This window comes from Caulobacter sp. BE254 (assembly GCF_031457295.1).
Classification (GTDB): domain Bacteria; phylum Pseudomonadota; class Alphaproteobacteria; order Caulobacterales; family Caulobacteraceae; genus Caulobacter.
The window spans coordinates 311,631-331,795 of record NZ_JAVDWJ010000003.1 but is presented as its reverse complement, the minus strand read 5'-3'; the positions used below and the strand labels follow the sequence as shown (position 1 = coordinate 331,795).

Sequence of the window (20,165 nt, the reverse complement as noted above, 5' to 3'; positions counted from 1 at the left end):
GTTACGAAAGACACGTCCGGGCGATCTCGGCGCGCAGCTCGGGCAGGCCGTAGCCCTTCTCCGACGAGGTCGCCAGGACCTTCGGGAAGGCGGCAGGCCGCTTGGCGATGGCCTTGAGGGTCCTGTCGACCGTGGCGTCCAGCTCGGACTGCTTGATCTTGTCGGCCTTGGTCAGGACGATCTGGTAGGAGACCGCCGCGATGTCCAAGGCGTCCAGGGCCTCGGCGTCCACCGACTTCAGGCCGTGGCGGGCGTCGATCAGCAGGTAGACGCGCTTGAGGTTCACCCGGCCGCGCAGATAGGCGCGGCCCAGGTCCTGGAACTTGTCGGCGATGCTCTTGGACACCCGCGCGAAGCCGTAGCCCGGCAGGTCGACCAGGCGCAGCTTCTCGGCCAGCACGAAGAAGTTGACCTCCCGCGTGCGGCCCGGCGAGTTGGAGGCGCGCGCCAGGTGGTTCTGCCCGACCAGCCCGTTGATCAGGCTGGACTTGCCGACGTTGGAGCGGCCGGCGAAGGCCACTTCCGGCAGGGTCGGGGCGGGCATGCCGTCCATCTTGACCGCGCCCATCATGAAGGTCGCCGGCTGGGCGAACAGCACGCGGGCGGCCTCGATCTCCTCTTCGCCGTAACCCAGCTCGTCCATACCCAGCTCGTTCATCAGGTAGCCCCGACGGACTTGCCGCTGAAGCGGGCGATCAGCTTGTCGATCGGGTTCTCGACCTTGTAGCGGTGCATGATGATGTACTGCTGGATGATGGTCAGCACGTTGCTCCAGCACCAGTAGATCACCAGGCCCACGGCGAACTGCGACAGGGTGAAGGTGAAGACGATCGGGAACAGCTGGAAGATCTTCTGCTGCAGCGGATCGCCGGCCGGCGGGTTCATCGCCGTGGTCAGCCACATGGTGAAGCCGTACAGCAGCGGCCAGACGCCGATGTGCAGGGGCCCCGACAGGAAGGCGCCGATCATCGGGGCGGTCGCCGGATCCCAGTGGATCAGGCCGAACAGGTTCATGAAGGTCGACGGGTCGCGGGCCGAGAGGTCGGTGATCCAGCCGAAGAACGGCGCGTGCCGCATCTCGATGGTCACCGTCAACACCTTGTACAGCGAGTAGAAGATCGGGATCTGGATCAGCATGGGCACGCAGCCCATCATCGGGTTGATCTTCTCCTTGGCGTACAGGCCCATCATCTCCTGCTGCTGCTTGGCCGGATCGTCCTTGAACTTGGCCTTCAGCTTCTCGACCTCGGGGGCGATCTTCTTCATCTTCGCCATCGACTCGTAGCTCTTGTCGGCCAGCGGGAAGAGGATCAGCTTCAGGGTCACGGTCAGCAGCATGATGGCCACGCCGAAGTTGCCGACCAGCTTGTAGAAGATCTCCAGCACGTTGAAGATCGGCCGGGTGATGACCTCGAACATCCCCCAGTCGACGGCCTTGTCGAAGCTGGGGATGGCGGCGGTCGGGCGGTTCCAGAACTGCCACCAGACCACCGGCTTGCCGCCGTATTCGTAGCGGGTCAGCAGCGGCACGGTCTTGGCGCCGGCGAACAGGCGGGTGGTGTTGGTAATCGTGGCGCCGGCCGCCAGCGACCGCGGCGAACCGGTGAAGGCCGACTCGTAGACGTCGACGCCGCTGACCGGCTTCACCTGGAAGCGGCCCTTGATCATCTCCGACTGCTGGGGAACTAGGGCCGCCAGCCAGTACTTGTCGGTCATGCCGATCCAGCCGCCCTTGGATTCCAGGTTGTCCTGGAGCGGCTTGTCCTTCTTCCACTTGGGGTACTTGGCCTGGTTCTGCAGCAGGTACTTGCCGTCCTTGACGCCGTCGATGCCGCCCAGCACGCCGATGCCGCCCTCGTAGACGATCTGGGTCTTGCCCAGGCCGTGCGGGCCTTCGGTCGGGATGCCCTGGCGCTGGACCGAGGCGTAGGGGGCCAGGGCCACGGCCGCGCCGCCCTGGTTGCGGACGGTGTCGGCGACCGTGAACATGGCGTCGGCGTCGACCGAGATGGTGCGGGTGAACACCAGGCCCTGGCCGTTGTCATAGGTCAGGACGACCGGGGTGGTCGGGCGCAGCACTTGGCCGGGCGCGGCCGTCCACACGGTCTGGGGTGTGGGCAGGCCGCTCATGCCGGCGATCCCGGCCCAGCCGAAGTCGGCGAACCAGGCGTGCTCGGCGCCCTCGGGGCGGAACAGCTCGACCGGCGGCGAGTTCTTGTCGGCCGTCTGGGTGAAGCGCTTGAGCCACAGGTCGTCGATGCGCGCGCCCTTCAGGGCGATCGAGCCCGACAGGGCCGGGGTGTCGACGGCGATGCGCGGGCTCTGGGCCTTGGCCTCGTCGCGCGACAGCTTCAGCGGCTGGGGCGTGCCGTCCGCGCCGAGGGTCATGCCCGGCTGGGCGGCGACCTGGGCCTCGGCGGCCCTCTTGGCGCGAAGCTCGGCCTCGCGCTGCTTCTGCTGCGGACCCAGCACCAGGAACTGGTAGCCGATCAGGATCGCAAACGCGCAGACGAGGAACATCAGCGTGTTTTTGTTGGAGTCGTTCTGCATGGGTTGGACTTAACCAGAAACGGAGGAATCGGACGCGGCGGGGGCGTGCGGTACGGGCGTCGCGCCCGGGCCCGCGCGATCGAGGTCGGCGGCGAGGCTTATCAGCGCGGTTTTGACATCGTCAAGCAAACGCCCCCAGTCCCGCTGGCCAGTTCCGCCGCGGGCGATGAACACATAGTCGCAACAGGGGCGGCCATGAAGGGGGAGAAGCAGCCTGGCGGCCTCGCGCAGGCGTCTTTTGGCGCGATTTCGTTCGACCGAGCCGCCGATCTTCTTGGTGGCGGTGAATCCGACCCGGATCAGCGGGTCGTCGTCGTGGCGCGGGCGCATCTGCATGAACACCGCCCCGCGCGCCAGGTTGGGCGCCTTGGCGGCCTTCAGGAAGTCGGGACGCTTCTTCAGGCGCTCGATCTTCATGGGCGCAACCGGGGTCTCGGTCATGAAAAAAGCCGCCCTTTCCGGCGCGGGCGCTGGGCCCGGTTCGAGGAAAGGACGGCTTCCATCATGGTCTTGTTCCCGCAACAAGCGGGAGAAAGGCTGTTAGGCCGTCAGGCGCTTACGGCCCTTGGCGCGGCGACGCGCGACGATCTTCTGGCCGTTCTTGGTGGCCATACGCGCGCGGTAGCCGTGACGGCGGGCTCGCACGAGCTTCGACGGCTGGAATGTCCGCTTCACGAGGTGGCTCCGATAATAATGGGACGCGGAAGCCGGAGGGCCGCCGCGAGTGAGGGGCGGTGGATAAGGGAAGGGGCGGGCGCTGTCAACATGAGTCACGGCAATGGGTTGCGCGAACTTGCCCCCACCTGGCGGCTTCGCCGCCTGTCCGCCCCCATAGGGGGCGGAGCTCATCGCGCGAAGCTCTTCCCCCTTTGGGGGAGGAGGGCCGCAGGCCCGGAGGGGGCAAGTGCTAGCCGCTAAAGGTCCGGCCGAAGGACCGCCTTGCCCACCACCTTGCGTCCAGCCAACAGCTCGAACGCCTCGCGCCAGCGGTCCAGCGGCAATTCCGCATGGACGTGCGGCGAGATCACGCCCTCGTCGGCCATCCGCCACACCGCCTGCGCATTCTCGCGGCCCTTCTCCGGAAACTGCCGCCCGTACTCGCCGGCCCGTACGCCCATCACCGAGAAGCCCTTGATCAGCGGCAGGTTGACCGAGACGGTCGGGATGCGGCCCGAGGTGAAGCCGACCACCAGCAGCCGGCCGTCGAAGGCGATGCAGCGGACGCTCTCGTCGAACACGTCGCCGCCGACTGGGTCATAGATCACGTCGGCCCCGCGGCCGCCGGTGATCGCCTTGACCCGCTCGCGGAAGCCGCCGGTGACGTTGACCACGGCGTCGGGGGCGTAGAGGCGCTGCACCTCCGCCAGCTTGGCGTCCGAAGCCGAGGCGGCGATCACCCGCGCGCCCAGGGCCTTGGCCAGGTCGACCGCCGCCAGGCCGACGCCGCCGGCGGCGCCGTGCACCAGCACCCATTCGCCGGGCTCCAGCCGCGCCCGCCGGACCAGGGCGACATAGGCTGTCAGATAGGCCGCGCCATAGGCGGCGGCCTCGCCGAACGACAGCCGCGCGGGCTTGGGCTTGAGGGCCTCGGCCGCCAGCACCGCATACTCCGCGAACCCGCCCAGCCGCGCCCCGCCGACCACGGCCTCGCCGACGCTCCAACCCGTGGCGCCCTCGCCCAGCGCCGCGACCTCGCCGGACACGTCCAGGCCCGGGGTGAAGGGCAGGGGCGGCTTGAACTGGTATTCGCCCCGGGTCATCAGCAGGTCGGGGAAGTTGACGCTGGCGGCCCGCACGCGGACCAGCACCTGGCCGGGGCCCGGCTGCGGCGTGGGGACCTCGCGGACGGCGCAGCCGGCGAAGTCGGGGGCCAGGGTCTCGACGACGAGGGCGCGCATCAATCCATCCGCACGATGGTTGTCATCCCGGAAGCCTCGCAGAGGCTGTCCGGGACCCAGGGGACTGGGCGAAGGCGGTGCGGTTCACCTTGATCCCCGGCCTTCGCTTCGCTACGCCCGGGATGACAACGGAGAAGAAGTCTCCAAGGCCGCTCGCACCAGCCGCGCGATCTCCCGGCAGGCCGCGTCGGCCGCCGGCACGGCTCCGGTGAACGCCGTGAACCCATGGGCCAGACTGTCGTAGCAACGGTAGGTGGTCGCCACGCCCGCCGCGATCAGGCGCTTGGCGTAGGCCTCGCCCTGGTCGACCAGTGGGTCGAAGCCGGCGGTGACCACCACGGCGGGCGCCAGGTCCGACAGGTCGGCGGTCCGGTCGGGCGACAGGCGCGGATCGGCCGGGTCGGCGTCGGCGCCGATATAGTGGCCCATGAACCAGTCCATGATCGGCCGGCTCAGCGGATAGGCGTCGGCGTAGGTCGTCATCGACGGCGTCTCGCTGGCCACGTCGACGGCGGGATAGATCAGCAGCTGCAGGGCCGGCTGGGCCTCGCCCGTCCGCTTCATCTCCTGGGCGACGACGGCGGCGAAGTTGCCGCCCATCGAGTCGCCGCCGATCGCCGCCGTCCCGGGCAAGGCCCCGAAGCGGGCGGCGTTGTCGCGGCCCCAGCGGAAGGCGGCCAGAACGTCGTCCAGCCCGGCCGGGAAGCGATGGTCGGGGGCCAGGCGGTAGTCGACCGACAGCACCGCCGTGCGGGCGATGCGGGCCAGGATGCCGCAGAAGGCGTGGCAGGTCTCCAGGTCGCCGATCACCCCGCCGCCGAAGTGGGCGAAGACGATCAGCGGGGCGGCGCCGTCCTGGTCGGCGGGACGGTAGGCGCGCAGTCGGATCGGGCCGTCCTGGCCGTCGATCGACAGGCTCTCGTTGCGCACGCCGGGCTCGGCCGGACCGCTCATGGCCGCCAGGCCCTTGGCGCTGGCGGCGCGGGCCTCGTCCGGCGACAGGGTGGTCATCGACGGCATCTTGGCCGCCGCCGCCGCCAGGAACTGGAAGCGCGGATCCAGGGTCCGGCCGCCGCGATAGACCGTCCCGCCGCCCGACATCGCCCGCAGCACCGGACTGGGCAGCGACATCAGCGCCTTGAGGATGAACTTCTGGACGGCGGGGTCGGCCATTCGGGGGCTCTCTTCTTGAAGATTGGCGGGCCGCCCTCGTCCTTCGACAGGCTCAGGATGAGGGCTACTGATCGGGCGCTTCGGTAGAAATCCTCATCCTGAGCCTGTCGAAGGACGAGGATTTCGGACCAGGAAAGGCTTCAGGGACGCGGCAGGGCGGGCAGGCCGCCCAGGATCATCCGGACGGCGAAATCGGCGGCGCCGTCGACGTCGACCGGCCGACGCTCCAGCATCTTGTCGCCGATCTCGCGGGCCACGGCGATGCAGGCGGCGGTGAAATAGTCGAGGTCCACGGCGGGGGCGTGGTCGTGCGCCAGCACCTTGGCGAAGGCCGCGCGAACCTCGTCGAACACCGCGACGATCTCGGGCGTGGCGCGGGCGTGGGGAAAGACCTCGCCGGCCGGCCGGTTGATCCGCCAGCTCTCGTGCTCGGCCGCCAGGAAGTCGAAATAGGCCCGGATCGCGCCGCGCAGGAAGCTCTCGAAGTCGACCGCCCTGTCGGACTCGGCGCGCAGGATCGGCCGGAAGCGCCGCGCGCCGTCGTCGGCCAGGGCGTCGAACACCTCTTCCTTGGACTTGTAGTAGTTGTAGAAGGTGCCCGAGGCCAAGCCGGTACGGCGGATGATGTCGCGCACCGTGGCGGCCTCGTAGCCCAGCTCGCCGAACACCGCCCGCGCCGCGTCGAGGATCGCCTGGCGGTTGGCCACCTTGGTACGCTCGCGCTTGCCGGGGCGGTTGTCCTCCGCAGACGGACGGACCGGGAAATAGGCGATGTTCGACATCGGACGCGACTCGTGGCGAGGCGCGGATGACGCCCCGTCATGATTTCAGCCTCATTCCGCCGCCAGTGGCAAGGCGTGCGGCGCGCGGGCCGGCACGGGCAGGGCCCCGCCCGCCGCTCGCGCCCGCTTCTCGCCGGCGGCGATCTCCTTGTTCAGGTCGGCGCAATAGACCCCGAAGTCGACCTGGATGGTGTGGCGGGCCGAGGCGTAATAGTGGCCGGTGTGGCGCTCCTCGTCCTTGGCGGTGATGCGCCGCATTTCGGCGACGGGCGGCGGGGCGTAGCGGCCGGTCAGGTAGGCGGCGACCAGCTTGGACTGCTGCTCGGCGAAATTGACCAGGGTCGGCAGGGCTTGGGCCAAGCCCATGTAGAAGAGGTCGGGTACGCCGGGCTTCATCATCCGCTTGAACAGCGGCAGGCGGTGGTCGGCGTCGGGAACCAGGCTGGGATCGTCCAGGAACGGGAAGCTGATCCTGTAGCCGGTGGCGAACACGATCACGTCGACGGCCTCGACGCTGTCGTCGGCGAAGCGGACCTCGCGCCCCTCCAGCGCCTTGATCGCCGGCTTGAAGGCGATGTCGCCGCAGCCGGCCCGGGTCAGGAACTCGCCGCTGACCGAGGGGTGGGCCTCCAGCGGCTGGTGGTCGGGCCTGGGCAGGCCGTAGTCCTCCATCCGGCCCAGGTGCTTGCGGACCAGCGCGCGGACGATCTTCAGGCCCAGCCGGCGCGGCATCCACGGCGGCATGGCGGATTTGTCCAGCGGCTTGCCGTTCAGGTATTTGGGGAAGACCCAGACCCCGCGCCGGGCCGAGACGATCAGCTTGCCGGCGATCGGGCGCTGAGCCAGCTCGCTGGCGATGTCCATGGCCGAATTGCCCATGCCGACCACCACCACCGTCTTGCCGCGCATGTCGACCGGGTCGAACGGGTCACTATAGGCGTGGGCGTGGAAGGCGACGCCGTCGAAGGTTCCGGGGTACTCGGGAACGCGCGGGTCCCAGTGGTGGCCGTTGGCGACGATCAGCACGTCATAGAGCCGGGTCTCGCCGGTCGACAGGGTCACCGACCACAGGCCGTCGGTCGCGCGTTCGGCGCGCAGCACCTTGGTGTTGAAGGTGATGGTCTCGCGCAGGCCGAAATGGGCGACATAGGCCTTGAAGTAGGCCAGGACCTGGCTGTGGTGCGGGAAGTCGGGCCAGTCGGGCGGGACCGGGAAGTCCTCGAAGGCCAGCCGCCACTTGGAGGTGTCGATGTGCAGGCTCTCGTAGCAGGCCGACAGCCCGTTGGGGTTCTTGTAGTACCAGTTGCCGCCGATGTCGTCGGAGGCCTCGAAGCAGTCATAGGGGACGCCGGCGTCCTTCAGCCGCTTGGCGGTGGTGAAGCCGCTGCAGCCCGCGCCGATGATGCAGGCCTTGGGAAGCCGTGCGGATGGCGTAGCGGAGGTCATCGCCTCCTCCCTGACTTATCGTTGTTCAGGTGAACGTATCAGCGTTATGCCTGCCGTCAAACCGTCTGAGCCGGCGCGTTCAGTTGCCGAGCGGCCGCGGTGAATAGGTGGCCGTGCAGCGCGACTTGCACTGCATCCACTGGGTTGGGCAGCTGTCGTCGTCGCCGTTGGCCCGGCAGAAGAAGTAGGTGCGGTTGCAGGACGATCGGCACTGGTCCGGGTCGCGGGCCTGGGCGGCGCCGGTCAGCGGGATCAGCGGCGGCGGCAGGGCCGGGGTGTCGTCCGGGGCCGGGGCGCGGCTCGCCGTCGAGGGGACGACCCGCGTCGGCTTGGCCGTCTGGGCCGTGGCCGAGCCGGCCAGGGCGGCGAGGATCAGCAGGCAGGCGAAGACGCGGCGCATGGGGAGGGGTTCTAGCAGGACCGCGTTGAGGTTCGGTTAACCACGTTTTTGGGGCCGCGCTCCCAATAGGGACAGGGGCATGCGCCTGTCCCCAGCCGCGCTCACGGCTGCGACGTCGCCAGGAAGGCGTCCAGCCCGTCGGCCAGGTGGTCGAACATCGCCCGCATCCGCAACGTCGCGCGCAGGTCCTCGTGCATGACCAGCCAGACCGGCAGCTCGAAACCGATCTGGCCGGGACAGACCGGGACCAGGTCGGGATCGCGGCGAGCCACCCCGTGCTGAATGAAGCCGATCCCGAAGCCCGCTCGCACGGCGGCCAGCTGGGCCAGGTCGCTGTCGGCCCGGAAGGCGAAGCCCTGGGGCGGCAGCGGCACGCGCTGGACCAGGCCGCGCAGGAACGGCGTGCCCTTGTCGAAGCCGATCACCGCATGGTCGGGCAGGGCGTCGAGGGTGGCGGGCGCCCCCTCGGCTTCCACATAGCGGCGGTGGGCGTAGAGCCCCAGGTGGGTGTCGGCCAGCCGCCGGGCGACCAGGGCGTCCTGGGTGGGGCGGACCATGCGCACGGCGATGTCGGCCGCGCCGCGCAGCAGGTCCTGCTGCTGGTTGTCCAGCGACAGCTCGACGGCCACGCCAGGATGTTTGGGACGGAAGTCGGCCAGAATAGTGGGCAGCACCTCGGCGCCGATGATCTCGCTGGCGGTCAGGCGCACCACGCCGCGGGCGGTGTCGCCGGCGCCGGACGCGGCGCGAACCAGGGCGCTGGCCGCCCCGGCCATGGCCTGGGCGTGCGGCCGCAGGTCCAGCGCGGCGTCGGTGGGCTTCAGGCCCTGGGGCGAGCGGGTGAACAGGGCCACACCCAGGGCGCGCTCCAGTTCGGCCACCTGCCGGCCCAGGGTCGGCTGGGTCAGGCCCAGGGCCCGGGCGGCGGCCGACAGGCTGCCCTCAGTCATCACCGCCAGGAAGGCGCGGTACAGGCTCCAGTCCGGATCGCTCATGCATTCATGCATGGCAGATCAAGACGGTTCGTCAATTCTCGTTTGGCTGGCGACCGGCCATCTTGCCGTCATCAAGCCCCTCGCGGGATCGACGGAGACCGACATGACCTCGACCACACAACGTATCGCCCTGGTGATCGGCGCGACCGGCGGCATCGGCGGCGAAGCCGCCTCGGCCCTGGTCCGCCATGGCTGGACCGTCCGCGCCCTGACCCGCCGCGCCCAGCCGGCTCCAAAAACCGCAAAGGGGGCGGGGATCGACTGGATCGAGGGCGACGCCATGGTCGCCGCCGACGTGGCCCGCGCCGCCCGGGGCGTCCAGTTGATCGTCCACGCCGCCAACCCGCCCGGCTACCGCAACTGGGGCAAGCTGGTCCTGCCGATGCTGGACAGCACCATCGCCGCCGCCAAGGCCGAGGGCGCGCGGATCCTGCTGCCGGGCACGGTCTACAATTTCGGCCTGGAGACCCTCCCGCGGATCGACGAGACCGCGCCGCAGGCCCCGACTACCCGCAAGGGCAAGATTCGGGTGGAGATGGAGCGCCGGCTGAAGGCGGCCTCGGCCGAGGGGGCGCCAGTGCTGATCGTTCGAGCCGGTGACTTCTTCGGCCCGCACGCCGGCAACACCTGGTTCGGCCAGGCTGTGATCAAGCCGGGCGCGGCGCTGAAGTCGGTGACCGAGCCCTCCACCCGGGGCGTCGCCCACGCCTGGGCCTATCTGCCGGATCTGGCCGAGACCATGGCCCGGCTGCTGGACCAGGCCGATCGCCTCTCGGCCTTCGAGGTCTTCCACTTCGGGGGGCATCACCTGGCCTGGGGCGAGATGGCGGCTTCGGTGCGGCGCGTGACGGACCAGCCCCGGCTGCCGGTCGTGGGCTTTCCCTGGTGGCTCGTCATGGCGCTGTCGCCGGTCGTGCCGCTGTTCCGCGAGATGGCCGAGATGCGCTACCTGTGGCGCGAGCCCCTGGCCCTGGACGACCGCAAGCTCCGGACGTTCCTGGGCGAGGTTCCGCACACCCCGCTGGACGCGGCGGTGGCGGCCAGCCTGCGGGGGCTGGGGTGTCTGCCGGTTTCGCACCCTCTCCCAGCGGGAGAGGGCGGGGCCCGCCGCGAAGCGGTGGGAGGGTGAGGGGTTTAGACGTCAGACGGCGTGCCGGCAGGGCGTCGTGAGAAAACGGTGAGGGCGTGACCCCTCACCCTCCCACGCTTTCAGCGTGGGCCCCTCCCTCTCCCCTCCGGGAGAGGGTCTCGGCGGGGGCTATTTCTTCAGCTTCTCGATCAGCGCCATGGCGGCGGCGGGATTGCGCACCTTCGCCCCGGCGATGAAGTAGGCGAAGACGTCGCCGCGTTTAGCCCAGTCCCGCGTCTGCTTGGCGATGGCGTCCAGTTCGTCCGAGGTCATGCCGGTGGGCTCGTCGGGCTTGCTGGACATCAGGCGGGCATAGGTGAAGTCGGCGGTCGGCGCGTCGATGCAGGGCCACGTCGGCTCCTCGTCGTCGACCGCGTAGACGATGGCCGCGCCGTACTGGGCGGCCAGGTCGTAGAACTGCTGGGTGGCGAAGGTCGGGCTGCGGACCTCCAGCGCGTGGCGGGCCGGCCGGCCGCCGATCTCCCTGGGCAGCAACTTGAGGAAGCCCTCGAAGTCGACGGGGTCGAACTTCTTGGTGGCCATGAACTGCCAGTTGATGGGGCCCAGCTTCGGGCCGAGCTCCTCCAGCCCCTGAGCCAGGAATTTCTCCATCGAGTCGTTGTTCTCGGACAACACGCGGCGGTTGGTGCAGAACCGGCTGGCCTTGACCGAGAACACGAAGTCGTCGGGCGTCTCATCGCGCCACTTCTGCCAGCTGTTGGGCTTGAAGGTGGAATAGTAGGTGCCGTTGATCTCGATGCTGGTGACGTGCCGGCTGGCGTACTTCAGCTCGTCCTTCTGCTTGAGATCGTCGGGATAGAAAGGCCCGCCCCGCCAGGGCTCGTACGTCCAGCCGCCGATGCCGGCGCGAATGGTCCCGGGCATGCAAGTGTTCCCTTCCTGTTCTTGTGGCGCACCCTAGGTCAGGGTTTGGATCTTCGGCAAGAGGGATTTCAGATCCTCCCCCTGTGGGGGAGGTGGCGGCGCAGCCGACGGTGGGGGGAGTGATCGGCAGATGGCGGGGTCCTGGATCGTCGACCCTAAAACTCCCCCACCGGCCTTCGGCCGCCTCCCCCACAGGGGGAGGGCCTGGCTGTGTCCAACCCCTCAGCACTCCACCCGGTTCACCGACAGCCCCACCGCCAATCCGCCCAGCGAGGTCTCCTTGTAGATCTCGCTCATGTCCTCGCCGGTGCGCTTCATGGTGGCGATCACCTTGTCCAGCGACACCGAGTGCTGGCCGTCGCCCAGCAGGGCCAGGCGGGCGGCGTCGATGGCCTTGATCGCGCCCATGGCGTTGCGCTCGATGCAGGGGATCTGGACCAGGCCGCCGATCGGGTCGCAGGTCAGGCCCAGATTGTGCTCCATGCCGATCTCGGCGGCGTTCTCGATCTGGTCGTTGGTCCCGCCCAGCGCCGCGCACAGGCCCGCCGCCGCCATCGAGCAGGCCACGCCCACCTCGCCCTGGCAGCCAACCTCGGCCCCGCTGATCGAGGCGTTGCGCTTGTAGAGCGCGCCGATCGCCGCCGCCGTCAGCAGGAACACTCGCACCCCCTGCGGCGTGCCCTGGTGAAAGCGGTGGTAGAAGCGCAGCACCGCCGGGATCAGGCCGGCCGCGCCGTTGGTCGGGGCGGTGACCACCCGGCCGCCGGCCGCGTTCTCCTCGTTGACCGCCATGGCCCACAGGTTGACATAGTCCATGGCCGCCAGCGGGTCGCTGATCTGGCGCTCCATCCGGCCCTGGATGGTCTGGTGGATCTGCCGGGCCCGGCGCTTGACCGCCAGGCCGCCGGGCAGGGTGCCGGTCTCGCGCATGCCGCGGTCGATGCAGGCTTCCATGGCCGCGAAGATCCGGTCGAGGCCGGCGTCGAGTTCGGCCGCGTCCATCCGCGCCAGCTCGTTGGCGCCCATTACCCCGGCGATCGACAGGCCGGCGTCGGCGGCGCGTTGCAGCAGGTCGGCGCCGCTCTCGAACGGGTGGGGGACCTGAGGGCCCTCGTCCGGCGGGGTGTTGCGGCCCATCTCGCTCTCGTCGCGCACGAAGCCGCCGCCGATCGAGAAATAGGTGCGCTCGGCCAGCACGGCGCCGGCGGCGTCATAGGCGGTGAAGGTCAGCCCGTTAGGGTGCTGGGGCAGGCGCTCATGGCCGGCCCAGACGATGTCGCGCGCCTCGTCGAAGACGATGTCGACCTCGCCGCCCAGCTTCAGCGACTGCGTAGCCTTGGTCTCCAGCAGGGCCGCCTCTCCGGTGTCGGGGTCGAGCTCCGCCGGCAGAAAGCCCATCAGGCCCAGGATGACCGCCCGGTCGGTGGCGTGGCCGCGCCCGGTCAGGGCCAGGGAGGCGTAGAGCCGCGTCTCGACCCGGGCGACCTGCGCCAACCCGCCGGCGTCGCGCAGCCGACCGACGAACAGCCCCGCGGCCGTCATCGGCCCCATGGTGTGGCTGCTCGACGGGCCGACGCCCAGCTTGAACAGGTCGAAGACGGAGGCTGTCATTCAGATACCTCGCTCAACCCGGCGAGGAGTGAGCGCTCTTGGATAAGCATAAATCGTTGTCATCCCGGAAGCCTCGCAGAGGCTGTCCGGGACCCAGGGGACTGGGCTGATGCCTTGCGGTTCCCCTGGGTCCCGGACAGCGCTACGCGCTTCCGGGATGACAACGATAGGAATTGGCTACTTCCGGTCGCCCTTGGTCTGGTCGCGCAGCGCCTTGAACTCCGAGCCCGCCTGCCATTGCGGCCAGGTGTTCGAATTGGCGAGGTCGGCGCCGATCTCGTAGAACAGCCCGATGTCCTGGGCCTGGCCGCTCAGGTCCCAGTCGGCGCGCCACTCGTCGGCTGGCTGGTGGTAGCGGTTGGCGGTGTAGTCCTCCTCCGCCTTCTGGCCGGCTTCCTTGCCGCCGTTGACCAGGTCCTCGCCCGAGCCGACCGAGATGGCCGGCACGCCGCGCTTGGCGAACGGGAAGTGGTCCGAGCGGTAGAAGTGGCCGGCCTGGGGCGACGGGTCGGGCGTGAAGTAGCGGCCGTGGGCCTTGGCCTTGGCGACCAGCAGGTCCTGCAGGTCGACCTTTCCGTCGCCCGAGGTGGTGATGTCCTTGGCCGGGCCGGCGGCCGACAAGGCGTCGATGTTCAGGTCGCCCACGGTCTTGGACAGCGGGAACAGCGGGTTGGCCGCGTAGTATTCCGAGCCCAGCAGGCCGCGTTCCTCGGCGGTGACGGCCAGGAACAGGATCGAGCGCTGCGGGGCCGGCTGGCTCTTGAAGGCTCGGGCCAGTTCCAGGATGGCGGCGACGCCGTCGGCGTTGTCGATCGCGCCGTTGTAGATCCTGTCGCCCCTGGCGTCCGGCTGGCCGACGCCCAGGTGGTCCCAGTGGGCGCTGTAGATCACCGTCTCGTCCGGGCGGGCCATCCCCTTGATCCGGCCGGCGATGTTCTTGGAGACGATCACCGCGTGGTCGACGGCGTAGTGGGCCGAGAAGGTCGCGCCCTTCAGCTCCACCGGTTTGAAGTCGCGGCTCTGGGCCTGGGTCTTCAGCGCGTCGAAGTCCAGGCCGGCCGACTTGAACAGCTCGACGGCCACGTCGCGCTGGATCCAGGATTCCAGGCTGGGATGGCTCTTGGCCGGATCCTTGCGGACGATGTCGAACATGGTGTTGGTGTTGGAGTTCTTGACCGTGGCCCAGCCGTACGAGGCCGGGGCGGTCTCGTGGACGATCAGCACGCCCGCCGCCCCCTGGCGGGCGGCCTCCTCGAACTTGTAGGTCCAGCGGCCGTAATAGGTCATGGCCTTGCCGCCGAAGTCGCCGGACCCCGTCTCGAAGTCGGGATCGTTGATCAGCACGACCAGCACCTTGCCCTTCAGGTCCAGGCCCTTGAAGTCGTCCCAGTTTCGTTCCGGCGCCTTGACGCCGTAGCCGACGAAGACGATCGGGGCGTCCTTGATGGCGACTTGGTCGACATTGGTCATGGCCGCGCGGATGGCGATCTGCTCGCCCTGGGCCAGGGGGACGGCCTTGCCGCCGACCGTGAACTGGGCCGCGACCGGGCCCTTGATGTCGAACTTGGCCAAGGGCACGTCCTGGGTCCAGGCGCGGCTTCCGTCCGCCTTCGGATCGCCCGCCGGCTCCAGGCCGATGGCCTTCATCTGGCCGACGATATAGTCGACCGACTTGGTCTCGCCGGCCGTGGCCGGGCCGCGGCCCTCGAAGTCGTCGGACGACAGAACCTTGATGTGGGCGGACAATCGGGCGGGGTCGATCTTGGGCGCGTCCGCCGCGTGAGCCAGCATGGGAGCGGCGATCAGGGCGGTCGCGAGCAGCAGGCGTTTCATCGTTGTCACTCTTTGGAGCAGATCTTTGTCGTTGGGGCGGGACCCTAGCGGGAGTGCGGAGCGGCGGCTAGCCATACCCATCACCGTCATCCCGGGCCTTGTGCCCGGGACCCCTCTGTCCGCCGCAGGTGCAGAGGTGTGGCGCGCCGGCGCGCCATTTGGTTTCACCGTCAGCTGAACCAGGGGTTCCGGGCACAAGGCCCGGAATGACGGCAGTGAATTTGAACGGGCTCGGTCTAAATCTCCCCGCCCAGCACCCGCGCATACAGCGCCGGGTCCACATTGCCGCCCGAGCAGACGATGGCCGCCGTCTTGCCCTTCAAATCGACCTTTCCGGCCAGGGCCGCGGCCAGGGCCACGCAGCCGCCGGGTTCGACCACCAGCTTCAGCACCGAGAAGGCGTAGCGCATGGCCTGCGCCACCTCGGCGTCGGTGACCGCGACGATCCCCGATAGGGTCTTGCTGTTGATCGGCCAGGTCAGCTCGCCGGGGATCGGGGTCAGCAGGGCGTCGCAGATCGAGCGGGCGTCCGGATCGATGGTCTCGCGCTGGCCGGAGGCCAGGGAGCGGCGGGTCTCGTCGAAGCCGGCCGGCTCGGCGCCCCAGACCTGCGTGGCCGGCGACAGCGCCTTGACCGCCGTCGAGACCCCGGCGATCAGCCCGCCGCCGCCGACGGGGCTGAGCACCTTGTCCAACGTCACGCCCCGCTCGCGGGCCTGTTCGACGATCTCGAGCCCCACCGTGCCCTGGCCGGCGATGATGTGCGGGTCGTCATAGGACGGCACGACCACGCAACCCCGCTCGGCGGCGATCTGGTCGGCGATGGCGACGCGGTCCTCGGTGAAGCGATCGTAGAAGCGGATCTCGGCCCCGAAGCCGCGCGTGCCCTCGACCTTCACCGCCGGGGAGTCGTTCGGCATGACGATCAGGGCCGGGCAGCCCAGCAGCTGGGCCGCCAGGGCCACGCCCTGGGCGTGGTTGCCCGACGAGAAGGCCACGACGCCGCGCCGCCGCTCGTCGTCGTTCAGCTGGGACAGGCGGTTGTAGGCGCCGCGGAACTTGAAGGCCCCGGCCCGCTGCAGGGTTTCGGGCTTGATCAGCACCCGGCCGCCGAGCCGCCGGTTCAACGCCGGGCTCTCGATCAGCTGGGTGCGAACGGCCTGGCCTTCGAGGCGGGCGGCGGCGGCTTTGATGTCGGAAAAGGCGATGGTCATGGCGCCTAGGTCTATCGTCCGGCAAGCGTCGCCGAAACCCTTTGCGAGCGGCGCCGTTCAAGCCATAAGAGGACCGTCAAGACCGCTGGGGAATACACCGTGAAGAAAGCTCTGTTCGCCGCCGCGGCCTGCGCCGCCGTGGCCGTCGCCGCGCCGGCCCTGGCCGGCGAAGCCTTCGTCGGCGTCTACAAGCACGACGTGACTTTCATCGGCGACGCCGTCGGCCTGGGCGCCGCCGGCCGCGAGGACGGGGTCGACGTCCACCTCGGCTACCGCACCAACCGCCTTGAGAACCTGCGCTGGCTGGGCAAGCCCCAGGTCCACGCCATGGTCTCGATCAACAGCGAGAACACTTCCAACTTCGTGGCCGCCGGCTTCGACTGGCGGATCGAGCTGGGCCAGCCGGGCGGCTTCTACCTGCGTCCGGGCATGGGCCTGGCCTATACAGATGGCGAAACCCAGCTGCCGCCGGCCAACGCCCCGAACATCAGCGACGAGGAACGCGCTCGCCGCACCTATCTCTACTACCACCGCATCGACTTCGGCTCGAAGGTGCTGTTCGAGCCGGAACTGGCCCTGGGCTACGATCTCAGCGACAGCTGGTCGGCCGAGCTCAGCTACACCCACCTGTCGAACGGCCAGATCTTCCACCAGGGCAAGAACCAGGGGCTTGACGACGCCGGGGTCCGGCTGGTCTACAAGTTCTGAACCGGGCGGCCCCCTTCTGGCGGGCCGTCACGCCGATCACAACAGATGAAACGTCCGCCGCCGAGTCCTGTCGAAGGGCCGCGGGCGCTTTTCGGCAGGTGATAAGGCATATCTGAACATGGCCAATGTGACCGTTGTCGGCGCCCAGTGGGGCGACGAGGGCAAGGGCAAGATCGTCGACTGGCTCAGCAACCGGGCCGACGTCGTCGTTCGCTTCCAGGGCGGCCACAACGCCGGTCACACCCTGGTGGTTGACGGCAAGGTCTACAAGCTGGCCCTGCTGCCGTCGGGCGTCGTGCAAGGCAAGCTCTCCGTCATCGGCAACGGCGTGGTCGTCGATCCCTGGCACCTGCTGTCCGAGATCGACAAGATCGCCGAGCAGGGCGTGGCCATCACGCCCGAACTGCTGGTGCTGGCCGACAACGCCTGCCTGATCCTGCCGCTGCACAAGGACCTGGACCAGGCCCGCGAGGCCGCCTCGACCCAGAAGATCGGCACCACCGGCCGCGGCATCGGCCCGGCCTACGAGGACAAGGTCGGCCGCCGGGCCATCCGCGTCGCCGACCTGGCCGATCCTGAAGCCCTGAAGCCGAAGATCGAGCGCCTGCTGGCCCACCATGGCGCCCTGCGTCGCGGCCTGAACCTGCCGGAAGCCGACGCGACCGAGCTGTTCGACGCCTTGATGGAACTCGCGCCCCGGGTGCTGGCCTACGCCCAGCCGGCCTGGCGGCTGCTGGACAAGGCCTACAAGGACGGCCGCAGGATCCTGTTCGAGGGGGCCCAAGGCGCCCTGCTCGACGTCGACCACGGCACCTATCCGTTCGTCACCTCGTCCAACACGGTGGCCGGCCAGGCCTCGGCGGGCTCGGGCATGGGCCCCTCGGCGACCGGCTACGTGCTGGGCATCGTCAAGGCCTACACCACCCGGGTGGGCGAAGGGCCGTTCGCGGCCGAACTCGATGATGAGGTCGGCAAGCACCTGTCGACCGTGGGCCGCGAGGTCGGGGTCAATACCGGCCGGGCCCGTCGCTGCGGCTGGTTCGACGCGGTGCTGGTGCGCCAGTCGGTGGCCATCAACGGCATCCACGGCGTGGCCCTGACCAAGCTGGACGTGCTGGATGGCCTGAAGACCCTGAAGATCTGCGTCGGCTATCGCATCGGCGACAAGGTGGTCGACTACCTGCCGGCCGGCATGCGCGACCAGAAGGCCGCCCAGCCGATCTACGAGGAACTGGAAGGCTGGAGTGAAAGCACCGCCGGCGCCCGCTCGTTCAAGGACCTCAACGCCAACGCCATCAAGTACGTGCGCCGCGTCGAGGAGCTGATCGGCGCCCCGGTGGCCCTGCTGTCGACCAGCCCCGAGCGCGACGACACCATCCTGATGCGCGATCCGTTCCAGGGCTGAAGCGCTATCTCCACAACGGATTTACGGTCCAGTTAGCGATTGCTTAGCAGGCCAAGGCCTATGACGGCGGCTTCCCCGGGGAGGTTCGCCGTCATTGGCCGTTGCGCGTCGCCTGATGAAGTCCGCCAACAAGGCCGATCGCCTGACGCGCAGCCTGCGGGCGCTTGACCGCGAGGCCTCGACCAGCCGCGTCCTGAACCTGCTGGCCATCGAGGCCCGCAGCGGTCACCGGCCCGAACACGGCGAGGCGCCGCTGTTCCGCAACCGCATCCTCAACACCGCCCTGGTGGTCAAGCACCGCCTGCGGGTCGACGACGTCTTCCTGTTCGACGAGATCCGCCCTAACGCCACCAAGATCATCATCCCGTTCGAGCGCAGCGACCTGGGCCTGGGCGGCCAGTCGTTCTTCGTCGGCCAGCGCGGCTGGGTGGACCTGCTGCGCGAGGCCTGCAACGAACACAGCGACATGGCGCGCGACCTGGCGACCCTGCGCCTGATCGACCAGCTGCCATCCCTGGACCCGTTCCTGCTGCGCGAGCACCTGCGCCGCCACGGCCTGTCGGTGGCCTCCAGCTATTTCGCCTTGTCGACCGCCGACATGGAGCAGATGCAGAGCTTCGTCTCGACCCAGATCTCGCTGCTGATCGACCTGGCCTATCGCGACGCCGGCCGCGCCGTGCCGGGCGCCTACGCCGCCCGCCTGGTCGAGGCCTTGCTGTCGACCGACGTCGACGAGCGGCTGGAGCCGCTGCGCGAGACCCTGGTCATGGACGGCGAGAGCTTCAAGGAGGGCGTCTTCAGCTGGAAGGGCTTCCTCTACTACAAGTGGATGCTGACCCGGCTGTGGGCCGAGCTGGACACCGTGGGCGGCGAGATCATGCGGCTGACGATCACCGGCAATCGCGACGTGGCCACCCAGCGCTTCCTGGACGACACCCGCAAGCGCCTGCGCCGCGGCATACTGGTCGAACGCCAGGCGATCATGCGGGCCCTGGATGTGTACGACCGAGCGTTCGACGACCTGATCGACAACGGCCGACCCCAGGCGTTCCGCGAATTCCTGCTGCGCGCCCCGGACATGTTCCTGTCGCTGGGCGAGAAGGTCGGGGTGGTCGCCCACATCGCCAGCTTCTGGCGCTACCGCTTTCCGGCCAGCGCGCCCCTGGTCGCCGACATCGAGGACGCGATCGACCTGCTGCAGGACTTCGACGCGGGCCTGAGCGCCAGCCTGGCGGCCTGAATCCGGGACTTTCTGTCGCAACGGGCGCAAACTAAGCTGATTTTTACCATCGCTCGGCTAGTCTGCGGGCGAGTCATTGTTGGAGCTTCCGGGTCACGTGTTCGACGGCAACATCCGCACCTTGCAGCGTATCGCGGCGAAGATGCAGCGCGTGCTGATCGTCGACCCGAACACCGCGGCCGTGCGCCTGCTCGCCGACCAGTTGCGCCATGTCGGCAATGTCCAGATCTTCCACGCCCCTTCGATCGAGGCCGGCTGGGGCATGGCCCGCACGGTGGACCCGATGCTGGTGTTCGTCGAGCACGCCTCCAGCGGCTGCGACGGCCAGGCCCTGGCCCGCAAGATCCGCCGCAGCGACCTGGCCTGCCGCGAGAACCCGATCATCATGTGCACCGCCGAGGCCACGGCCGAGGCGATCTTCGGGGCCCGCGACGCGGGCATCCACGAGTTCATGCGCAAGCCGTTCACGATCAAGGACCTGGAGCGCCGGCTCGAGGCGGTGACCCTGAAGCCGCGCGACTGGGTCGAGGCCGTGCAATATGTCGGGCCCGATCGCCGCCGCTTCAACTCGGCCGAATACAAGGGCCCGCGCAAGCGCAAGGCCGACGCCAGCGGCGCGCCCGCCGCCCGCCTGTCCCAGGCCCTGCGGATCGTCAGGTCGGCCGCCCAGGCCCTGGACAGCGACCCGGCCCAGGCCCGGCGCGCCCTGACCGCCCAGGCGGTCGAGCTGAAGAAGGTCGGCGAAGCGATCAAGGACGCCCGCCTGGTCGAGGCCGCCACCGCCCTGGAGGCCTGCACGGCCGGCGGCATGGCCCGCACCGAGCTGGTCAAGCGCATCGACGGCCTGATGGGCTTCCTGGTCGAGGACGACAACGGCGGCCGCGGCGCGGCCTGAC

18 protein-coding genes and 2 pseudogenes are annotated in these 20,165 nt (G+C 69.3%); 5 read left to right on the top strand and 15 right to left on the bottom strand.

Features of this window, described 5'->3' with window-relative positions; genetic code table 11:
- Position 1 precedes the first annotated feature (1 nt).
- The 10 genes from yihA to J2X41_RS08280 all read right to left on the bottom strand — a co-directional run bounded on the left by yihA (position 2) and on the right by J2X41_RS08280 (position 9,244).
- A complete protein-coding gene (yihA, locus tag J2X41_RS08330) occupies positions 2–658 on the bottom strand; it encodes a ribosome biogenesis GTP-binding protein YihA/YsxC (RefSeq protein ID WP_310081122.1) in 657 nt (218 codons plus the stop codon).
- Positions 658–2,550 (bottom strand): membrane protein insertase YidC, encoded by a 1,893-nt coding sequence (yidC, locus tag J2X41_RS08325; protein WP_310081121.1) that lies wholly within the window; start codon positions 2,548–2,550, stop codon positions 658–660. The genes yihA and yidC overlap by 1 nt, the downstream gene beginning before the upstream one ends.
- 9 nt (positions 2,551–2,559) lie before the next feature.
- A complete protein-coding gene (gene rnpA / locus J2X41_RS08320; RefSeq protein ID WP_404979906.1) occupies positions 2,560–2,967 on the bottom strand; it encodes a ribonuclease P protein component in 408 nt (135 codons plus the stop codon).
- Positions 2,968–3,090: 123 nt separating this feature from the next.
- Positions 3,091–3,225, bottom strand: coding sequence for a 50S ribosomal protein L34 (gene rpmH, locus J2X41_RS08315; protein ID WP_012284717.1), 135 nt, complete (start codon positions 3,223–3,225; stop codon positions 3,091–3,093).
- A gap of 239 nt (positions 3,226–3,464) precedes the next feature.
- Positions 3,465–4,448, bottom strand: coding sequence for an NADPH:quinone oxidoreductase family protein (locus tag J2X41_RS08310; protein WP_310081119.1), 984 nt, complete (start codon positions 4,446–4,448; stop codon positions 3,465–3,467).
- A gap of 111 nt (positions 4,449–4,559) precedes the next feature.
- Complete coding sequence (locus J2X41_RS08305; protein WP_310081118.1) at positions 4,560–5,621, bottom strand: alpha/beta hydrolase; 1,062 nt, start codon at positions 5,619–5,621, stop codon at positions 4,560–4,562.
- 140 nt (positions 5,622–5,761) lie between these two features.
- Positions 5,762–6,403, bottom strand: a complete 642-nt coding sequence (locus tag J2X41_RS08295; protein WP_310081117.1) for a TetR/AcrR family transcriptional regulator — start codon at positions 6,401–6,403, stop codon at positions 5,762–5,764.
- Between the two features lie 51 nt (positions 6,404–6,454).
- Positions 6,455–7,849: an NAD(P)-binding domain-containing protein gene (locus tag J2X41_RS08290; RefSeq protein ID WP_310081115.1), complete on the bottom strand. Its 1,395-nt coding sequence runs from the start codon at positions 7,847–7,849 to the stop codon at positions 6,455–6,457.
- A 79-nt stretch (positions 7,850–7,928) separates the two neighbouring features.
- On the bottom strand, positions 7,929–8,249 hold the full coding sequence (locus J2X41_RS08285; RefSeq protein WP_310081113.1) for a hypothetical protein: 321 nt from the start codon (positions 8,247–8,249) through the stop codon (positions 7,929–7,931).
- A gap of 101 nt (positions 8,250–8,350) precedes the next feature.
- Positions 8,351–9,244: a LysR family transcriptional regulator gene (locus J2X41_RS08280; protein ID WP_310081112.1), complete on the bottom strand. Its 894-nt coding sequence runs from the start codon at positions 9,242–9,244 to the stop codon at positions 8,351–8,353.
- Between the two features lie 103 nt (positions 9,245–9,347).
- Here J2X41_RS08280 and J2X41_RS08275 point away from each other — a divergent pair, with 103 nt between their 5' ends.
- Entirely contained in the window at positions 9,348–10,373 is a 1,026-nt protein-coding gene (locus tag J2X41_RS08275) for an NAD-dependent epimerase/dehydratase family protein (protein WP_404979899.1), read from the top strand.
- Here the strand turns inward: J2X41_RS08275 and J2X41_RS08270 are convergent.
- The 5 genes and pseudogenes from J2X41_RS08270 to J2X41_RS08250 form a co-directional block, all read right to left on the bottom strand.
- Positions 10,322–10,441 (bottom strand): annotated as a pseudogene (locus J2X41_RS08270) (hypothetical protein); the annotation flags it as partial. The gene J2X41_RS08275 and the pseudogene J2X41_RS08270 sit on opposite strands and share 52 nt — an antisense overlap.
- Positions 10,442–10,502: 61 nt before the next feature.
- Positions 10,503–11,325 (bottom strand): annotated as a pseudogene (locus J2X41_RS08265) (DUF72 domain-containing protein).
- Between the two features lie 155 nt (positions 11,326–11,480).
- Complete coding sequence (locus J2X41_RS08260; protein ID WP_310081111.1) at positions 11,481–12,869, bottom strand: L-serine ammonia-lyase; 1,389 nt, start codon at positions 12,867–12,869, stop codon at positions 11,481–11,483.
- Positions 12,870–13,046: 177 nt separating this feature from the next.
- Positions 13,047–14,702: a M28 family metallopeptidase gene (locus J2X41_RS08255; RefSeq protein WP_310081110.1), complete on the bottom strand. Its 1,656-nt coding sequence runs from the start codon at positions 14,700–14,702 to the stop codon at positions 13,047–13,049.
- Positions 14,703–14,938: 236 nt separating this feature from the next.
- Positions 14,939–15,916, bottom strand: coding sequence for a threonine/serine dehydratase (locus tag J2X41_RS08250; RefSeq protein WP_310081109.1), 978 nt, complete (start codon positions 15,914–15,916; stop codon positions 14,939–14,941).
- A gap of 99 nt (positions 15,917–16,015) precedes the next feature.
- On the opposite strand from J2X41_RS08250, the gene J2X41_RS08245 reads away from it, so the two are divergent.
- The 4 genes from J2X41_RS08245 (at position 16,016) to J2X41_RS08230 (ending at position 20,164) form a co-directional block, all read left to right on the top strand.
- Positions 16,016–16,624 carry an acyloxyacyl hydrolase gene (locus tag J2X41_RS08245; protein ID WP_404979898.1) on the top strand — a complete coding sequence of 203 codons (609 nt, stop codon included), beginning with the start codon at positions 16,016–16,018 and terminating at the stop codon, positions 16,622–16,624.
- Between the two features lie 118 nt (positions 16,625–16,742).
- Positions 16,743–18,029 carry an adenylosuccinate synthase gene (locus J2X41_RS08240; protein ID WP_310081108.1) on the top strand — a complete coding sequence of 429 codons (1,287 nt, stop codon included), beginning with the start codon at positions 16,743–16,745 and terminating at the stop codon, positions 18,027–18,029.
- Between the two features lie 115 nt (positions 18,030–18,144).
- Positions 18,145–19,269, top strand: a complete 1,125-nt coding sequence (locus J2X41_RS08235; RefSeq protein ID WP_310081107.1) for a hypothetical protein — start codon at positions 18,145–18,147, stop codon at positions 19,267–19,269.
- A gap of 97 nt (positions 19,270–19,366) precedes the next feature.
- A complete protein-coding gene (locus J2X41_RS08230) occupies positions 19,367–20,164 on the top strand; it encodes a response regulator (protein WP_310081253.1) in 798 nt (265 codons plus the stop codon).
- The last annotated feature ends 1 nt before the right edge of the window (position 20,165 follow it).

Coding starts and splice junctions, on each gene's coding strand:
- yihA (WP_310081122.1), bottom strand. CDS start 658: ATGAACGAGCTGGGTATGGACGAGCTGGGTTACGGCGAAGAGGAGATC.
- yidC (WP_310081121.1), bottom strand. CDS start 2,550: ATGCAGAACGACTCCAACAAAAACACGCTGATGTTCCTCGTCTGCGCG.
- rnpA (WP_404979906.1), bottom strand. CDS start 2,967: ATGAAGATCGAGCGCCTGAAGAAGCGTCCCGACTTCCTGAAGGCCGCC.
- J2X41_RS08310 (WP_310081119.1), bottom strand. CDS start 4,448: ATGCGCGCCCTCGTCGTCGAGACCCTGGCCCCCGACTTCGCCGGCTGC.
- J2X41_RS08305 (WP_310081118.1), bottom strand. CDS start 5,621: ATGGCCGACCCCGCCGTCCAGAAGTTCATCCTCAAGGCGCTGATGTCG.
- J2X41_RS08295 (WP_310081117.1), bottom strand. CDS start 6,403: ATGTCGAACATCGCCTATTTCCCGGTCCGTCCGTCTGCGGAGGACAAC.
- J2X41_RS08290 (WP_310081115.1), bottom strand. CDS start 7,849: ATGACCTCCGCTACGCCATCCGCACGGCTTCCCAAGGCCTGCATCATC.
- J2X41_RS08285 (WP_310081113.1), bottom strand. CDS start 8,249: ATGCGCCGCGTCTTCGCCTGCCTGCTGATCCTCGCCGCCCTGGCCGGC.
- J2X41_RS08280 (WP_310081112.1), bottom strand. CDS start 9,244: ATGAGCGATCCGGACTGGAGCCTGTACCGCGCCTTCCTGGCGGTGATG.
- J2X41_RS08275 (WP_404979899.1), top strand. CDS start 9,348: ATGACCTCGACCACACAACGTATCGCCCTGGTGATCGGCGCGACCGGC.
- J2X41_RS08260 (WP_310081111.1), bottom strand. CDS start 12,869: ATGACAGCCTCCGTCTTCGACCTGTTCAAGCTGGGCGTCGGCCCGTCG.
- J2X41_RS08255 (WP_310081110.1), bottom strand. CDS start 14,702: ATGAAACGCCTGCTGCTCGCGACCGCCCTGATCGCCGCTCCCATGCTG.
- J2X41_RS08250 (WP_310081109.1), bottom strand. CDS start 15,916: ATGACCATCGCCTTTTCCGACATCAAAGCCGCCGCCGCCCGCCTCGAA.
- J2X41_RS08240 (WP_310081108.1), top strand. CDS start 16,743: ATGGCCAATGTGACCGTTGTCGGCGCCCAGTGGGGCGACGAGGGCAAG.
- J2X41_RS08235 (WP_310081107.1), top strand. CDS start 18,145: ATGAAGTCCGCCAACAAGGCCGATCGCCTGACGCGCAGCCTGCGGGCG.